This window comes from Nostoc sp. DSM 114167, from assembly GCF_052692655.1.
In genome coordinates, this window is sequence record NZ_CP195116.1 from 2446669 (window position 1) to 2461718 (window position 15050).

The 15050-nt window shown below is 45.2% G+C and carries 9 protein-coding genes and 3 pseudogenes; 6 read left to right on the forward strand and 6 right to left on the reverse strand.

What is annotated here, in order from left to right; translation table 11 throughout:
- A pseudogene (malQ, locus tag NSTC731_RS10500) lies at nucleotides 1-1517 on the forward strand (4-alpha-glucanotransferase).
- A 147-nt stretch (nucleotides 1518-1664) separates the two neighbouring features.
- Here malQ and NSTC731_RS10505 read toward each other — a convergent pair.
- Nucleotides 1665-2477 carry a helix-turn-helix domain-containing protein gene (locus NSTC731_RS10505; RefSeq protein WP_445630752.1) on the reverse strand — a complete coding sequence of 271 codons (813 nt, stop codon included), beginning with the start codon at nucleotides 2475-2477 and terminating at the stop codon, nucleotides 1665-1667.
- A 29-nt stretch (nucleotides 2478-2506) separates the two neighbouring features.
- A complete protein-coding gene (locus NSTC731_RS10510; protein WP_445630753.1) occupies nucleotides 2507-3265 on the reverse strand; it encodes a pseudouridine synthase in 759 nt (252 codons plus the stop codon).
- A gap of 134 nt (nucleotides 3266-3399) precedes the next feature.
- Between NSTC731_RS10510 and NSTC731_RS10515 the strand changes: the two genes are divergently transcribed.
- Nucleotides 3400-4113, forward strand: a complete 714-nt coding sequence (locus tag NSTC731_RS10515) for an LmeA family phospholipid-binding protein (protein ID WP_445630754.1) — start codon at nucleotides 3400-3402, stop codon at nucleotides 4111-4113.
- A 792-nt stretch (nucleotides 4114-4905) separates the two neighbouring features.
- Here the strand turns inward: NSTC731_RS10515 and NSTC731_RS10520 are convergent.
- Both NSTC731_RS10520 and cbiT read right to left on the reverse strand, forming a co-directional pair.
- The gene (locus tag NSTC731_RS10520; protein ID WP_445630755.1) at nucleotides 4906-5793 is read right to left on the reverse strand and encodes a phosphatidate cytidylyltransferase; all 888 of its coding nucleotides are present in this window, start codon (nucleotides 5791-5793) and stop codon (nucleotides 4906-4908) included.
- 517 nt (nucleotides 5794-6310) lie between these two features.
- Nucleotides 6311-6913 carry a precorrin-6Y C5,15-methyltransferase subunit CbiT gene (gene cbiT / locus NSTC731_RS10525; RefSeq protein WP_322669798.1) on the reverse strand — a complete coding sequence of 201 codons (603 nt, stop codon included), beginning with the start codon at nucleotides 6911-6913 and terminating at the stop codon, nucleotides 6311-6313.
- Nucleotides 6914-7006: 93 nt separating this feature from the next.
- On the opposite strand from cbiT, the gene NSTC731_RS10530 reads away from it, so the two are divergent.
- The 3 genes and pseudogenes from NSTC731_RS10530 to tatA all read left to right on the forward strand — a co-directional run bounded on the left by NSTC731_RS10530 (nucleotide 7007) and on the right by tatA (nucleotide 9695).
- Entirely contained in the window at nucleotides 7007-8398 is a 1392-nt protein-coding gene (locus NSTC731_RS10530) for a serine/threonine protein kinase (RefSeq protein ID WP_445630756.1), read from the forward strand.
- Nucleotides 8399-8448: 50 nt separating this feature from the next.
- Nucleotides 8449-9450, forward strand: a pseudogene (locus NSTC731_RS10535) (serine/threonine protein kinase); the annotation flags it as partial.
- A 71-nt stretch (nucleotides 9451-9521) separates the two neighbouring features.
- Nucleotides 9522-9695 (forward strand): twin-arginine translocase TatA/TatE family subunit, encoded by a 174-nt coding sequence (tatA, locus tag NSTC731_RS10540; protein WP_094348761.1) that lies wholly within the window; start codon nucleotides 9522-9524, stop codon nucleotides 9693-9695.
- A 48-nt stretch (nucleotides 9696-9743) separates the two neighbouring features.
- Here tatA and cphA read toward each other — a convergent pair whose 3' ends face one another.
- Both cphA and NSTC731_RS10550 read right to left on the reverse strand, forming a co-directional pair.
- Nucleotides 9744-12449, reverse strand: a complete 2706-nt coding sequence (gene cphA, locus NSTC731_RS10545; RefSeq protein WP_445632059.1) for a cyanophycin synthetase — start codon at nucleotides 12447-12449, stop codon at nucleotides 9744-9746.
- Nucleotides 12450-12623: 174 nt separating this feature from the next.
- The gene (locus tag NSTC731_RS10550) at nucleotides 12624-13487 is read right to left on the reverse strand and encodes a cyanophycinase (RefSeq protein ID WP_322739152.1); all 864 of its coding nucleotides are present in this window, start codon (nucleotides 13485-13487) and stop codon (nucleotides 12624-12626) included.
- A gap of 654 nt (nucleotides 13488-14141) precedes the next feature.
- Here NSTC731_RS10550 and trmD point away from each other — a divergent pair.
- Nucleotides 14142-14857: pseudogene (gene trmD, locus NSTC731_RS10555) on the forward strand (tRNA (guanosine(37)-N1)-methyltransferase TrmD).
- Nucleotides 14858-15050 lie beyond the last annotated feature (193 nt).

The window sequence follows — 15050 nt, forward strand, 5'->3', positions numbered from 1 at the left end:
ATGCCTTTTCCTAGATCCAGTGGCATTTTGCTGCATCCTACCTCCTTTCCCAGTCGATTTGGCATTGGGGATTTAGGCTTAGAAGCCTATCGCTTCATTGATTTTCTTAAAGAAAGCCATCAACAATATTGGCAAGTTTTACCACTGGGCCCCACTGGATACGGCAATTCTCCGTATATGTGCTACTCAGCAATGGCAGGAAATCCTCTGTTAGTTAGCCCAGAAAAGCTTTTAGAAGAAGGTTTACTATCTGAGGAAGACTTTGCTAATTTACCAGAATTCCCGGTAGAAAAGGTCGATTTCGAGCAGGTTGTGCCGATTAAGATTGCGCTACTCAAAAAAGCCTGTGACAACTTTAGAGCCAATGCTACGCCCATTCAGCAAAAAGAGTTTGCAGGTTTTTGCGACAGTAAAGCTTATTGGCTAGATAATTACGCCTTATTTATGGCGCTGAAAGATGCCAACGACAATGCAAACTGGCACTCATGGAAACCAGAATTTGTCAAGCGCGACCCACAAGCATTGGAGCAAGTACAGCATCGGCTCAACGGAGAGATTTATTATTACAAATTCGTCCAATTTGAGTTTTTCCGCCAGTGGTCAGAACTAAAAAGTTACGCTAATATGCGCGGCATTAGTATTATTGGCGATATCCCCATCTACGTATCTCATGATAGTGCCGACGTGTGGGCGCATCCCAACATGTTTTGCTTAGATCCAGAGACAGGAGCTGCTGCCCTAATGGCAGGAGTTCCACCAGATTACTTTAGCGCCACCGGTCAATTGTGGGGCAACCCGGTTTATAACTGGGAGGAATTGCAAAAACAAGACTTTAAGTGGTGGGTACAGCGCTTTGAGGCAATGCTGGATTATGTAGATATAATTCGTATTGACCACTTCCGCGGCTTCGAGGCTTATTGGGCTGTGCCGCAAGGTGAAAAAACTGCCATAAATGGTAAATGGGTGGAAGCGCCTGGAGATGCTTTCTTTGAAGTGATTCGGCAAAAGTTGGGCAAGCTACCCGTCTTAGCAGAAGATTTAGGAGTAATTACACCAGGGGTAGAAGCGCTGCGAGACAAGTATGAATTTCCGGGGATGAAAATTTTGCAATTTGCCTTTAGTGCTGATTCCGCTAATCCATTTTTACCATTCAATTATCCGCACAATGCTGTAGTTTATACCGGGACTCACGATAATGATACAACTATAGGCTGGTTCAATACAGCTGAGGACGAGGAAAAGCAAAACTTGTTGCTTTATTTAGGTTCTATCAGCCCTGATGGCATTCACTGGGATTTAATTCGCCTAGCTTTGAGTTCTGTAGCCAACCAAGCGATTATTCCTTTGCAAGATATTTTGGGATTAGGAAACGAAGCGCGGATGAATTTTCCCAGTGTTGCTGAGGGGAACTGGGAGTGGCGCTATCGAGCAGGAGCGATAACAGACGAATTGCGCGATATCGCTTGAAAGCTCTTACTAAACTCAATGGACGCGCTCCGGAAGATCAAGTCCAGTAAGGAGTGGGGCTGAGTGAGCAGGGGAGCAAGGGAGCAGGGGGACAAGGAGATAAACAAAACTCCTAACTCTTAACTCTTAACTCTTAACTCCTAACTCCTAACTCCTAACTCAGCACTCCTAACACCCCATGCCCCATGCCTCATATTTTAAAACTTAGGCTTGGCAGCAATCCTAACTTCTTCCTCTTTCCCTGGCTCTCCCATTTCCTTGGCTTTCTCTTGATTGACGCTCACCAACACCCCACCAGCATTATCAGTTTTCACTGTCAGTTGCTCTTGGGCTTTCCAAACTCGGTGAGTTCCCTCTGGCAGAATACCCTCAAACTCGGTTTTGCCATCAGCTACTATACGAATCCAAGATGAGGCTTTCAAAGTTACACCAACCTGTACAACCTGTCTCTTTTGGACACCGCTCAGGGTATCGCTGACAGGTTGTACCTGTGTTGACTCTTTTAGTTGAGCTATTTCTGGTTTAACAACAGACTTTTGTTTTGGATATTGCTGGTTTGGGCTATTACTTGCTTGTAGTAAGGCGTTATTTAATAACTGAGATAACCCATTTACAGAGCATACTATTAGGAATATGTAAAGAAAGTAAAGATGAATCGGACGCAGTTGAGCTAGGGGTGAAGTATTCCCCCTACTTAGAGGACTAACTTGTGCAGAACTGATCGGAAAAGTGCCAGAAAATTCTACTCCATTCAAGCCTAGTGCATCGGCAAATTGTCTGATCAAACCCTGAATATAGACTGGTTCTGGTAGATCGTTTAAATTACCTTCTTCGATCGCCTGCAATAATCGTCGGGGAATCCTGGTCAATGCAACCACTTGCTCTAGAGATAAACCCTGTTCTTGACGCAAAGCCCAAAGTTGAGCGCCTAATTCTGCCAACTTTTCGGCTCGTTGTTCCTCTAATGAAAGTGATGGCTGGTGCTTATTCTTCTTTCTTAGCCATTTCATGCCTGCTGACACTCCTTAACTCCACTGAATCAATAATTAGGTTGCGCGATCTGATCTTGCAAAAAGTGAATTTCATAATCTTTGAGGGAACGATATTTACCCTCTGACAAAAAGGGTTCTTTTGGAGTTTGTAATTGAATTGGGCCGATAGCAGTCCGATGCAGCTTGATTACTGGGTATCCTAACTGTTGAGCTATCCGGCGAATTTGACGATTTCTTCCCTCCTGCAATACTATTTCTAAAACGCTTTCCTCGGTACGACGTTTTATGAGGCATACCTTAGCGGCTCTGGTTTTTCTACCCTCCAACATCACACCTTGACGCCACATCTGTAGTACCGTTTCTGGAGGATGTCCTTTGACCAAAACATGATATGTCTTGGAAATACTGTGACGTGGATGGGTTAGTCCAAATGTCAGTTCTCCGTCATTAGTCAGGATTAATGCTCCTGTAGAGTCTGCATCTAGACGACCAACTGGGTGAATACCTGAACCCTCCCGTAATTCTTTCGGTAGTAGATCCAGGACTGTTGGTCTGCGATGAGGGTCGTAGCAAGTAGAAACCACTCCCGCAGGTTTGTGCAGCAATAGATATATTAAAGCCGGACGCTGCTTTTGGGATACAGGCTGACCATCAACTGCGATCGCATCTTTTTCGGGATCGACTTTTTGACCTAAATGTGCCAATACTCCATTAATCCGCACCCGTGATTGCCTAATCATTTCTTCGGCTTCACGACGTGAGGCGATACCCCATTGAGCAAGAATTTTTTGTAACCGTACCTCCATGTGGAAATTGCTTATTTATTGTTATCAATTAAATGATATTTGCATTTTGTAGCGAGTAGGCATAAATGTTACATTTAAAGCTTATTTAATTTCGGTTCGGTTGTTGAGCAAATACTCTTAAACAAATTGGTTAAATGCCAGAGCAAAATTCCCAAACAACAAGTGGAAATAAAATCCGCATAATTACGCAGGTACTCACAACAGCAGTCAAGCTCTGGTTGAGATCGCAGACCAGCCAAATCTCTGAACTAGAAGTGGAGATTAAAGCTAGCGATCGCCAACTTTTCTCTGGACGCATTCCTTCGGTATCTGTTTTTGCTACTCATGCAGTTTATCAAGGTCTCCTAATTACGCAAATTCAATTAATAGCAGAAAATATTCGGATCAATCTCGGCTCCGTACTCAAGGGAAAACCCCTGCGATTGTTAGAGACAGTACCAGTGGTTGGCGATTTGATTGTAGATGAGAAGGATCTTAATGCTTCTCTCTCATCAGACTTATTATCGACTGCATTGAGCGATCTATTGGTTAAGGTTTTACCAACAAATTACCCCGAGTCACAACCAATCAAGTGGCAAGAAATTATCCTTGGGAACAACCAAATTATACTGCGAGGTTTGAGAGTCACCAATAGTGAAACAACGCCTCTAGAGATTTGTTTGGGCTTACAATTACTTAGTGGACATGAGTTGCAACTGGTACATATCCCAATCAAGCCAGACCAAGGAGATATATTAAAAAATAATTATGAGTACAATCTCGATCTTGGCTCAGATGTCGATATCCAAGAATTAACGCTGATCCCAGGAAAGCTGGTGTGTCGTGGGCGGATTAATGTTAACCCTTGACGGATCTCACAAATTAAAAAATATTAATACCCTATTTTAACGTGAGTTGGACAAGTATTATTTGACCTCTCCCCCAACCCCTCTTGGACACGGAGAGGAGAGCAAAAGTTGAATTTTTCATTGCTCCTGTCTTTGGGTTTTAAAGAGGAAGGCTGGGAAGGAGAGGTTTGTCGAACTCACGTTATTTTAAACGATCTGGCCCAATACAACTCTTAGAGAGGCTGCACTTCGACTCATTTCGGCTACGCGGTAATTGAGCGTAGTCGAAATTCAATGACCAACGCTCTGTTACCACGCCAACGACTTGGCGGTAGTTGAATCTCAACTTACTTCGACTACGCGGTAGTTGAATCTCGACTTACTTCGACTACGCGGTAGTTGAGCGCAGTCGAAACTCAGTACAAGTCGCTCGATTACCGCGCAGCGATGCACTGAGCGCAGTCGAAGTGTCGAAACTCAGTACAAGTCGCTCGATTACCGCGCAGCGATGCACTGAGCGCAGTCGAAGTGTCGAAACTCAGTACAAGTCGCTCGATTACCGCACAGTCGAAACTCAGTATAAGTGCGCAATGACGGCAGTTGACGGCAGTTGCTCCACTTGGGGAGACCCCATCGCCCTTGGCGTCTCCCCAAGTGGAGAAGACCGCACTGCCTCCTCCCCTTGGGGAGACCCCAGACGCTTGTACCTCGCTTGCCACCGGCGCTATGCGCTAAAGCGTCTCCCCTTCTCCCATTCGTGAGAGGCTAGCGCCAAGGAAGAAGACCGCACTGCCTCCCCAATGCCCAACTTACCTATTTACTAAGTAGTGGCAAAAGTAATGTCACAAAATAGTAAACCAAAGGTGCTGTGAAAATATAACTATCGGTACGGTCTAAAATACCACCATGACCGGGGATTAATTGCCCAGAATCTTTAACTCCAGCATCCCGTTTGAGCATAGATTCAGTAAGATCCCCTAAAAGACTAGCAATGCCAATCAGCAAACCCAATGCTAAACCTGTGAAAGGAGATTTGGGCAAGTGGAGATAATAGGCTCCTGCTATGGCTACGGCAACACTTGAAGTAATACCAAAGACAGCGCCTTCAACAGTTTTTTTCGGGCTAATGTCAGATAGACGCGTTTTCCCAAAGAATTTGCCAATGGTGTACGCACCGATATCAGCTGCCCAAATACACAAAAAAGTTAGTAATGTGGCTGTAAAACCTTGTGCTAAAGAAGCGGAATTTGCTTTTTCCCAGAAATCTGTCCAGGTTGTGGGCCAGTAACCCCCCAAAGGGAGATTGCTAAAAGCAGCGCTATCAATTGCTCGTAATCGCACCCAGTAACTTGGTAAATAACCGACGTAAAATAGCCCCATAATAGAAGCGGAAACATCAGCGATCGTCGCAAATTTGGGTTGAAACAGCAGGTAAAAACAAATAAGAGTGCCAGCTATTGGCATCACAGCGTCAGCTAAACTGCCATCAAGGGTGCAAATCACCAGCAATACTTGGCTGACAGCCATAGTGGTTTTAGCGGCAGGAGCGATGCCTCTAGCTCGCACCAAATTAAAATATTCCTGTTGACCCAAAAAGATGATAACCGCAAAGATGATGGTAAAGTACCAACCCCCAAAAAGGGTTGCCCAAAGAGCAAGAGCGATCGCAACAATTCCACTAATAATCCGAGACCAAGGCATAGAAGTATTAAATATTGGGAATGGGGCATTAGGCATTGAGCATGGAGGATGGGGCATGGGGGATGGGGTATGGGGGATGGGGCAGAGAGGTAGAGAGGTAGAAGTTCTAAAATTTTTTAATGCGTGAATTTTGAATGCGTGAATTTTGAATTCATTTCTCCCCTGCTCCCCTGCTCCCCGGTCACTGAGCGTAGTCGTTCGCGCAACGTCTCGTAGAGAAGGGCTGCTCCCCCTACTTCCTCATCTTTGTTTTCCTCCTTCCCTTGCCGCCTCTTTCAATGCCCTATGACGCCACTTGACGGCAGTTGACGGCAGTTGCTCCACTTGGGGAGACCCCATCGCCCTTGGCGTCTCCCCTAGGGAGAAGACCGCACTGCCTCCTCCACTTGGGGAGACCCCAGACGCTCGCGGACTCGCTTGCCGCCGACGCTATGCGCTAAAGCGTCTCCCCTTCTCCCATTCGTGAGAGGCTAGCGCCAAGGGAGAAGACCGCAGTGGCTCCCCTATGCCCCATTTCCTAATCCAGTTTCTCACCACTGAGGATAAAAATGGGATCGACGGCGGTAAAGGTTTGAGAAAAGCCGCGTGTCTCTAGGCGGTTAACCGCAGATTGGACGACTTCGATATTTCTAGCCCTTAATAGGGAAAAGCTTTGGGAAATAGCATACAGACTTTCTAGATTAGCAGCTGTGGCTACAACCCGACCGGATGGCGGCAAATAATGCCAAGCTGCTTGCAGTATTTCCTGAATGGGGCGACCTCCCTCAATACAAACGCGATGAGGGGTAATTTTCAGGTCATGTAAACATTCTGGGGCGCTGCCTTCAACAACTTCGACATTTTTCACATCAAAGCGATCGCAGTTACGCTTGATCAGACTAGCTACTTCTTCATCCCTTTCGATAGCGATAATCTGTCCGCCTGGACACAATAGCCCCACCTCTACCGGAATTGTACCCGTCCCTGCACCAATATCCCACAACACGGAATCTGATTTCAGCCGCAGTTGGGCAATCAATAGTAGTCGGACTTCTCGCTGGCTCAGAGGAATTCCTGGCAAATGCTCGAATAATTCATCGGGAATACCGGGGGTAATATAAGGCCAAAGTTGGGAGGGCATAGAATTACGCAATTATACTAAAGATATCGATTTGCCAAATTGAAAAGCTATCAGCTATACAACTTTTCAACGGTAGCATTATAAGAAAACATAATGATTGGTGAAATATTAGGCGAACGCTACGAAGTTCAGCAGCTATTAGGAAAAAAAGCAGGGCGACGGACGCTATTAGCTCGTGATTTGCAAACTCAAAAATTAGTTGTCATTAAATTACTCTCTTTTAGTAGTGACTTTGAGTGGGATTCACTCAAGTTGTTTGAGCGAGAAGCTGAAACTTTAAAAAACCTAGCACATCCCTCAATTCCTGGCTATTTAAACTATTTTGAGGTAAATTTACCAACCATCAAAGGATTTGCTCTAGTCCAAACTTATATTCCTGCACAAACCTTAGAGCAATGTTTACAGACTGGGCGGATTTTTACCGAAGCTGAAGTCAAACAGATAGCCAAAGCACTTTTAGAGATTCTTGTTTACCTACATGAACTACATCCGCCTATAATTCATCGTGATATTAAGCCTAGCAATATTTTATTGGGGGAGCGTTCTGGAAATAGTGTCGGTCAAGTTTATTTGGTAGATTTTGGCTCAGTGCAAACAGTCTTGGCCAGCGAAACCGGGACAAGAACTGTGGTGGGAACCTATGGCTATATGCCACCAGAGCAATTTGGCGGACGCACTGTTGCAGCATCAGACCTTTATAATTTAGGCGCAACTTTAATTTACTTGGTGACAGGTACTCACCCAGCCGATTTACCCCAAAAAGATTTTCGCATTCAGTTTGAGGTAGCGGCTAATCTCAGTCCCAGCTTTAGCAATTGGTTAAAGTGGATGATTGAGCCTAATTTAGAACGGCGTTTGAGTTCTGCTGACCAAGCGATCGCAGCTTTAGAGAAACCACAACCAATAAACTTGCCGACTTTGGTTGTTGGCAAACCAGATGGGAGTAATATTCAACTAACCAAAAATGGGGATTCTCTAGAAATTATCGTTCCACCATCTGGTTTTGATTCATCAATAATATTTACAGGTTTGTTTGCGATCGTCTGGAATTCATTTATTCTCTTTTGGACAATTGGCGCACTTTCAGCACCTTTTCCTGTCAACATCCCCTTTGCGATGTTTTCACTTCCATTTTGGGGTGCTGGCTTGATGATGGTGTATAAATTTTTCTTTCATTTTTTTGGACGCATCTGCTTACGCCTGAATTCCAAACAAATTTCCCTAAGCTGGGAGTTGTTTTCTGGAAAATTTTCTCGTCATCGTGCATCGCCAAGACAAAGTATTAATAAGTTAGTTTATATTCCCAAACATTTTACTAAAGATTCTGAAGGCACGAGAATTGCCGTCCCCGCACAATTGGATATTTGGGTAGGAGTAAAAAAATATCAACTTGGTGGTAGTGATGGTGCAATTAAATCGGAAGCGGAACTGGAATGGCTAGCTCAAGAATTAAGTGATTGGTTACGTATGGATATTACCAAGTAGTATTTTATGTAATAGTTTTAAATATAATTAGCTAGATTGCAGTGCTGATTATGATTGGTCAAATATTCAGCGATCGCTACGAAGTTCAGCAGCTATTAGGTAAAAAAGCTGGGCGTAGAACTTTGCTAGCTCGTGACTTAAAAACTCAGGAATTAGTCGTCATCAAGTTACTCTCTTTTGGTAGTGACTCTGAATGGGACGATTTCAAGCTGTTTGAGCGGGAAGCCAAAATTTTAAAAAACCTAGCACATCCCTGTATACCTCGCTATTTAGACTATTTTGAGGTAAATTCACCAACCATCAAAGGATTTGCCTTAGTACAAACTTATATTCCAGCACAAACTTTAGAGCAATACTTACAAAGTGGGCGGACTTTTACCGAAGCTGAAATCAAACAGATAGCCAAAGCACTTTTAGAAATTCTGATTTATTTACATGGGTTGCATCCGCCTGTAATCCATCGTGATATTAAGCCTAGCAATATTTTATTGGGCGATCGCTCTGGTAATAGTGTCGGTGAAGTTTATCTGATTGATTTTGGTTCGGTGCAAACTGTCCTGGCCACAGAAACTGGGACTAGGACTGTGGTAGGAACCTATGGCTATATGCCACAGGAGCAATTTGGCGGGCGTACCGTTCCCGCTTCTGACCTTTATAGTTTAGGTGCAACTTTAATTTATTTAGTGACAGGTACACACCCAGCTGATTTACCCCAAAAAGATTTTCGCATTCAGTTTGAGGTAGCGGCTAATCTCAGTCCCAGCTTTACCAATTGGTTAAAGTGGATGGTTGAACCCAGTTTAGAAAAGCGTTTGAATTCTGCTGCTGCTGCAATCGCAGCCTTAGAGAAACCACAGTCAATAAATTTACCTACTTTGGTTGTTGGCAAACCAGATGGCAGTAAGATTCAATTAACCAAAAATCAGGATTCTCTAGAAATTATCGTTCCACCAGCTGGTTTTAATCTATCAACAATATTCATGGGTTTATGGGGGATCGCCTGGAATTCATTGAACCTATTTTATCTAATTTGCTCACTCTTGATGCCTTATAAGTGGCGAACTTATCGGATTTGAGCCATCAATGTCTATATTTAATTACAGATGCCTTAGAGGAAATTTATATGTTTGGACTGGGATGGCCAGAAATAGCTGTAATTAGCATAGTCGCTATTCTAATTTTCGGCCCAAAAAAAATTCCCGAACTGGGGACTGCACTGGGCAAAACCCTACGAGGTTTTAAGGAGGAAATGAAAACTCCTAGCGAAGAAACCAATCAGGAAGAAGAAAAACAGTAATTAAAGGAGTCAGGAGAAGCCAGCGCCCTGCTTCCTCCTGATTCCTGACTACAGCAAGGTATTAACAACAGAAGAAGGTATGATTCCATTTTGGGAATCGATAACAGTTGTGCCGGGATTTTGTTGGTGTGTCTCTTCCTTGGCTAAACCACGCAGCTTAATTAACTTAATAGCCCTACTAACACTTTCTGGCAAAATGACCACTAGGCTGTTATCAGGAGCCATATCTAAGCCTTTATTGATTGCTTGGGTTTCATCCAGAATTGATTCATAGCGGCTATCAGGCTTAACTTCTGTGATGCCTTGAATAATCAACTGGGCGGCTGAACCCCGTAGGCGTCCGCGTGTATCATCGTCTTCTTTGATGATGATGTAATCAAAAATTTGCGCTGCTAATTTACCCAAAGTAACAAAATCTTCATCGCGGCGATCGCCTGGTCCACCAATTACGCCAATTCGTTGTCCTGTAGTCCAGTTCCGCACAAAGGAACCTACCGCTTCGTAACTGGCTGCGTTGTGGGCATAGTCCACTAAAGCGTGGTAGTTGCCCAAATTAAATAGATTCATTCGTCCTGGTGTTTGGCTAACTGAAGCTCGGAAGGTCTTCAAACCAGCACGAATCTGCTCAATTGTGACGTTTTGCACAAACGCTGCCAAACTTGCTGCTAAAGCGTTGGCAATCATAAACGGTGCCCGTCCGCCCATTGTTAAAGGTATATTTTCAGCTCTTTCTATGCGGTGTGTCCAATCACCTTTAACAATTGACAAATAGCCATTTTCATATACTGCTGCTACTCCACCCTTCTGGATATGCTTCCGCACTAATTCCGAATCGGGGTTCATGGTGAAGTAAGCAATATTAGCTTTAGTTTTTTCTGACATCGCAGCAACGCGGCGATCGTCGGCATTGAGTACTGCATAGCCATCAGGGAATACAGCTTCTGCCACTACACTTTTGAGGTTAGCTAACTGCTCAATGGTATCTATATCGCCTATTCCTAAGTGGTCGGCCGCTACATTCAATACTACCCCTACATTTGCGGCTTCAAAGCCCAATCCAGAGCGGAGAATGCCACCGCGAGCCGTTTCTAGTACTGCTACTTCTACCGTAGGATCTTGGAGGATGACATAGGCACTTTGAGGACCTGTATTATCGCCAGCTTCTACTAAGTAATCACCGATATATGTTCCGTCGGTAGTAGTATAACCTACTACTTTACCAGTCTGTTTATAAATATGTGCTAGTAGTCGAGTAGTGGTGGTTTTGCCATTAGTACCCGTGATGCTGAGGATGGGAATTTGGCTAGATTGCTCGTTAGGAAACAGCATATCTATCACTGCACCAGCGACATTGCGGGGAATACCTACGCTTGGGGCAACGTGCATCCGAAAACCGGGAGCAGCGTTAACTTCGACAATCACGCCATCCACTTCCCGCAGAGGACGGCTAATATCTGTGGTGACGATATCGAGTCCGGCGATATCCAAACCGATGATCTTGACTACTCGTTGTGCCAACCACAGATTTTCTGGGTGAATTTCATCGGTACGATCGACGGCACTACCACCTGTACTCAAGTTGGCTGTTGCCCTGAGATAACAAATAGTGCCCTTGGGTGGCACGCTATTCAAGGTGTAACCTTGCCTTTCTAGCAGCTGGTAGCTGGTGCGGTCTAGTTCAATCTTGGTCAGGACGTTATCATGTCCTTCACCGCGATTTGGATCGAGGTTTGTTTCTTCAATCAGTTCGGCAATGGTGGATCTGCCGTTGCCAATGACATGAGCCGGGACACGTTCGGCTACTGCTACTACTTTGCCATTTACCACCAATACCCTGTGGTCGCGCCCAACGTAATATCTTTCGACAATAATTGACCGAGAAACCTGTCTAGCAGCTTCATAAGCAGCCTCTGCCTCTTCCCAACTTCTGATATCAATGGTGATCCCACGTCCGTGATTGCCATCTAAGGGCTTGATGACGATGGGATAGCCGCCAACGAATTCAATGGCTTGTTCCAAATCGTCTAAGAAGTTGATTACTGTACCTCTGGGTACTGGCGCACCAGCAGCAGCAAGGATACGTTTAGTGGCTTCTTTATCGCAAGCTAGTTCTACGCCCAGAATGCTGGTGTTGTCCGTCATTGTCGCCTGCATCCGCTTCTGGTTCACGCCATAGCCTAGCTGAATCAAAAAGCGGGCTTCCAGCGCCATCCAGGGAATACCTCTTTTTTCTGCTTCTTTGACGATCGCTTCCGTAGAAGGTCCCAAGGAAGCATCACGGGAAAAATCTTTCAGGTCTTGGATATCTTGCTCGAGTTCTGCCTTGGGATAACGGCCTCGATCGACGATACTCTGGCACAGCCGTACTGCGGCTCGTCCAGCGTAGCGTCCCGCTTCCTCATTCAGGTACTCAATTACTACTTGGTAAATTCCGGGTGTGGCAGTTTCGCGGGTGCGACCAAAGCCGACATGCATCCCAGCTAATTCTTGGAGTTCTAAGGCTACGTGTTCCACTATGTGGCCCATCATAGTGCCTTCTTTGACTCGCATCAGAAAACCACCACGACAGCCAGGCGAACAATAGTGGCCCTCCAGACTTGGCAGCGCCTCAACTAATCCTTCATAAAAGCCAGGGATTTCATTCGAGGGCGTCTCGCCAAGGTTTTCTAAATCGAGGCGCATGACGATCAGTTTGTGGCGTCGAATGCTCCAATAGTTTGGGCCGCGTAATGTCTGGATCTTGAGGATTCTCATGGGAATAGGTAGATGGAGATTCGGAACCAAAATTCTAGTTTCTTACTGGAATTGACCGCTAAACTGTTCACTAAAAACAGTTTTTTCTTTTTACATGGTATTCTTATCATTTTTCTACGGTAAGAAATAATAAATGTGCGGTCAACTCAGTGTAACCTCAGATACTCTATCCCGTCAGCTGGAGATTCGGTGTACAGCAGGCAATACAGTCCGCTGGTACAAGTGGAAGCGATCGCCTAAGCTGAGGATATGGAGACGTAAATTATGTACGGTTAAAGGTTCATTAGCACCGACATGGGGTTCGTTAGTATGGGTCAGTTCGGTGGGATCGACAATGGTGACACTGCCTTTGCCCATAACTTGTAGCCAACCATCACGTTCAAACACTGCACAAGTATCTTCGTCAATGCCAATACCTAAGCGATCGGGATGAGCTGAGATCGCACTAATCAGTCGCCCCATCCGATTCCGGTTGTGAAAGTGTTGGTCAACGATTACTTCGGGAATAAATCCCAAACCCGTTGCCATATCCACTAGGGAACGATTGGGCGTCTCTCCACTCCCGCCGCCAGCAATCATGTGATGCCCCATCACCGCCGCTCCTGCACTGGTGCCTGCTAACGTCAGTTGCCCCGCCCTCACCCGCTGACGAATAATTTCCATCGCTGGCGTATCTGCCAATACACCACAAAGACGTAGTTGGTCTCCTCCTGTCAAAAATACCCCACTACAGGCTTCTAAGGATGCTTTGATCTGGGAGGCTTCACACTGTTCTCGTTCGCGGATGTCTAAAATCTCTACCTTCTGGGCACCCATTTCTTCAAAAATGCGAATATACCGACCACCGATGATGGCAGGTTCGCGAGAGGCAGATGGAATAATTGTAATATAAGCCTTACTAGCACCGGCGCGTCCAAAAAAAGTTCGTAGGATTTCGCGCCCATGAACTTTATCTTCTGCACCTCCGATAACCAGAACGGCGGTTTTAGTTGCTTGGGGTGTCCTCATTTCTAGCGATTTAGCTTGTAATTGCGGCATTTTGGTTCTCCTGTCAACAACTTCAGGAGCCATCGCCTTGGTGTTCGCATAGCGTCTCCGTCAGGAGAGGCAGTCGCTCAGAGGGGGTTTCCCCCATGAACGACTGCCGTGCATGGTTCCCCGGCTTGTGGCGAATGGCGTGTGAATTCAACAAGGTTCAGTTGCTGATAATTTTTGCGCTTTGCAACTTTTGAGAGGACACTTTTTGGAAGTTTGGAACTGGGGAAAGCCACTCTCCAAATTCTCGCTTCACGCTCGCATTGCCTCAGTCTAAACGTGTTTGTTCCCATTCCTCTCTGGCAAGCGCCTTGTTTTTCACCTGTCCACTTGCAGCAGGGCAAAATAGTCTTTGAGTAGCTAGATTTCCCCTTTAGAGTTGGGGAAAAGCAGTTAAGACTACGCTTTTTTCTGAGGCTGGCTCGATGCATCCTGGAAGTTGTTAACTTGATATGATTATTAATTTAAATGTAGTTGTGACAACATTTAAACATAAATTAAGTAATTAGAAAAACTTTTGATCCCATCTAAAATCCAGGAGGTCTGGTAGTTTTAGATACTATTGATAAAGTTTAACTGGAGTTGAACCCGACCTTGGCTTGCTGGTGTTTGCTAGACATTCACTCTTTAGATTAGTGTCCTCGAATACGAATAACTGTGCGCTTTGATATAGTTACGCTTTTTCCTGACTGTTTTAACTCTGTTCTCAATTCTGGGCTGCTAGGTAAAGCCTTAGCCAAACAGATTGCCGAAGTGCATCTGATTAATCCACGGGACTTTACCACTGATAAACACCGAAAGGTAGACGATGAACCCTACGGCGGCGGCGTTGGGATGCTAATGAAGCCAGAACCTATTTTTACCGCTGTGGAGTCGCTGCCGATTCTACCCCGAAGAGAAGTAATTTTGATGAGTCCACAGGGTCAAACAATTAATCAACCTCTTTTGAAAGAATTGGCGACAAATTATGACCAGTTAGTAGTTATTTGCGGGCATTACGAAGGAGTGGATGAGAGAGTGCTGCATTTGGTAACTCGTGAAGTATCTTTAGGCGATTTTATTCTGACCGGTGGAGAAATTCCAGCTATGGCCTTAATTAATGGTGTAGTGCGGCTAATACCAGGGACTGTGGCCAAAACGGAGTCCCTGACAGCAGAAAGTTTTGAAGAGGGGTTATTGGATTATCCCCAATATACTCGTCCTGCGAATTTTCGCGGTTTGAAAGTGCCAGATGTCTTGCTCAGTGGAAATCACGCCGCGATATCGCTCGATGGCGTTACGAACAACAAATTAAAAGAACCCGCGATCGTCGCCCCGATCTCCTAGAGAAATTGCAGGAAGGGGAGCAGGGGGGCAGGGAAGCAAGGGAGTAGAGGAGTAGGGAAGCAGAGGAGCAGGGGAGTGAGAGAGTGAGGGAGTGAGGAGACAAGGGGACAAGGGGACAAGCAGATAAACAAAACTCCTAACTCCTAACTCAGCACGGGCTAAACGCCCCGCTTCCGCTAACAGCACTCAGCACTCCCAATGCCCAATGACAAATGACAAATGACAAATCACAAATCACAA

Coding starts and splice junctions, on each gene's coding strand:
- NSTC731_RS10505 (WP_445630752.1), bottom strand. CDS start 2,477: ATGAAATGGCTAAGAAAGAAGAATAAGCACCAGCCATCACTTTCATTA.
- NSTC731_RS10510 (WP_445630753.1), bottom strand. CDS start 3,265: ATGGAGGTACGGTTACAAAAAATTCTTGCTCAATGGGGTATCGCCTCA.
- NSTC731_RS10515 (WP_445630754.1), top strand. CDS start 3,400: ATGCCAGAGCAAAATTCCCAAACAACAAGTGGAAATAAAATCCGCATA.
- NSTC731_RS10520 (WP_445630755.1), bottom strand. CDS start 5,793: ATGCCTTGGTCTCGGATTATTAGTGGAATTGTTGCGATCGCTCTTGCT.
- cbiT (WP_322669798.1), bottom strand. CDS start 6,913: ATGCCCTCCCAACTTTGGCCTTATATTACCCCCGGTATTCCCGATGAA.
- NSTC731_RS10530 (WP_445630756.1), top strand. CDS start 7,007: ATGATTGGTGAAATATTAGGCGAACGCTACGAAGTTCAGCAGCTATTA.
- tatA (WP_094348761.1), top strand. CDS start 9,522: ATGTTTGGACTGGGATGGCCAGAAATAGCTGTAATTAGCATAGTCGCT.
- cphA (WP_445632059.1), bottom strand. CDS start 12,449: ATGAGAATCCTCAAGATCCAGACATTACGCGGCCCAAACTATTGGAGC.
- NSTC731_RS10550 (WP_322739152.1), bottom strand. CDS start 13,487: ATGCCGCAATTACAAGCTAAATCGCTAGAAATGAGGACACCCCAAGCA.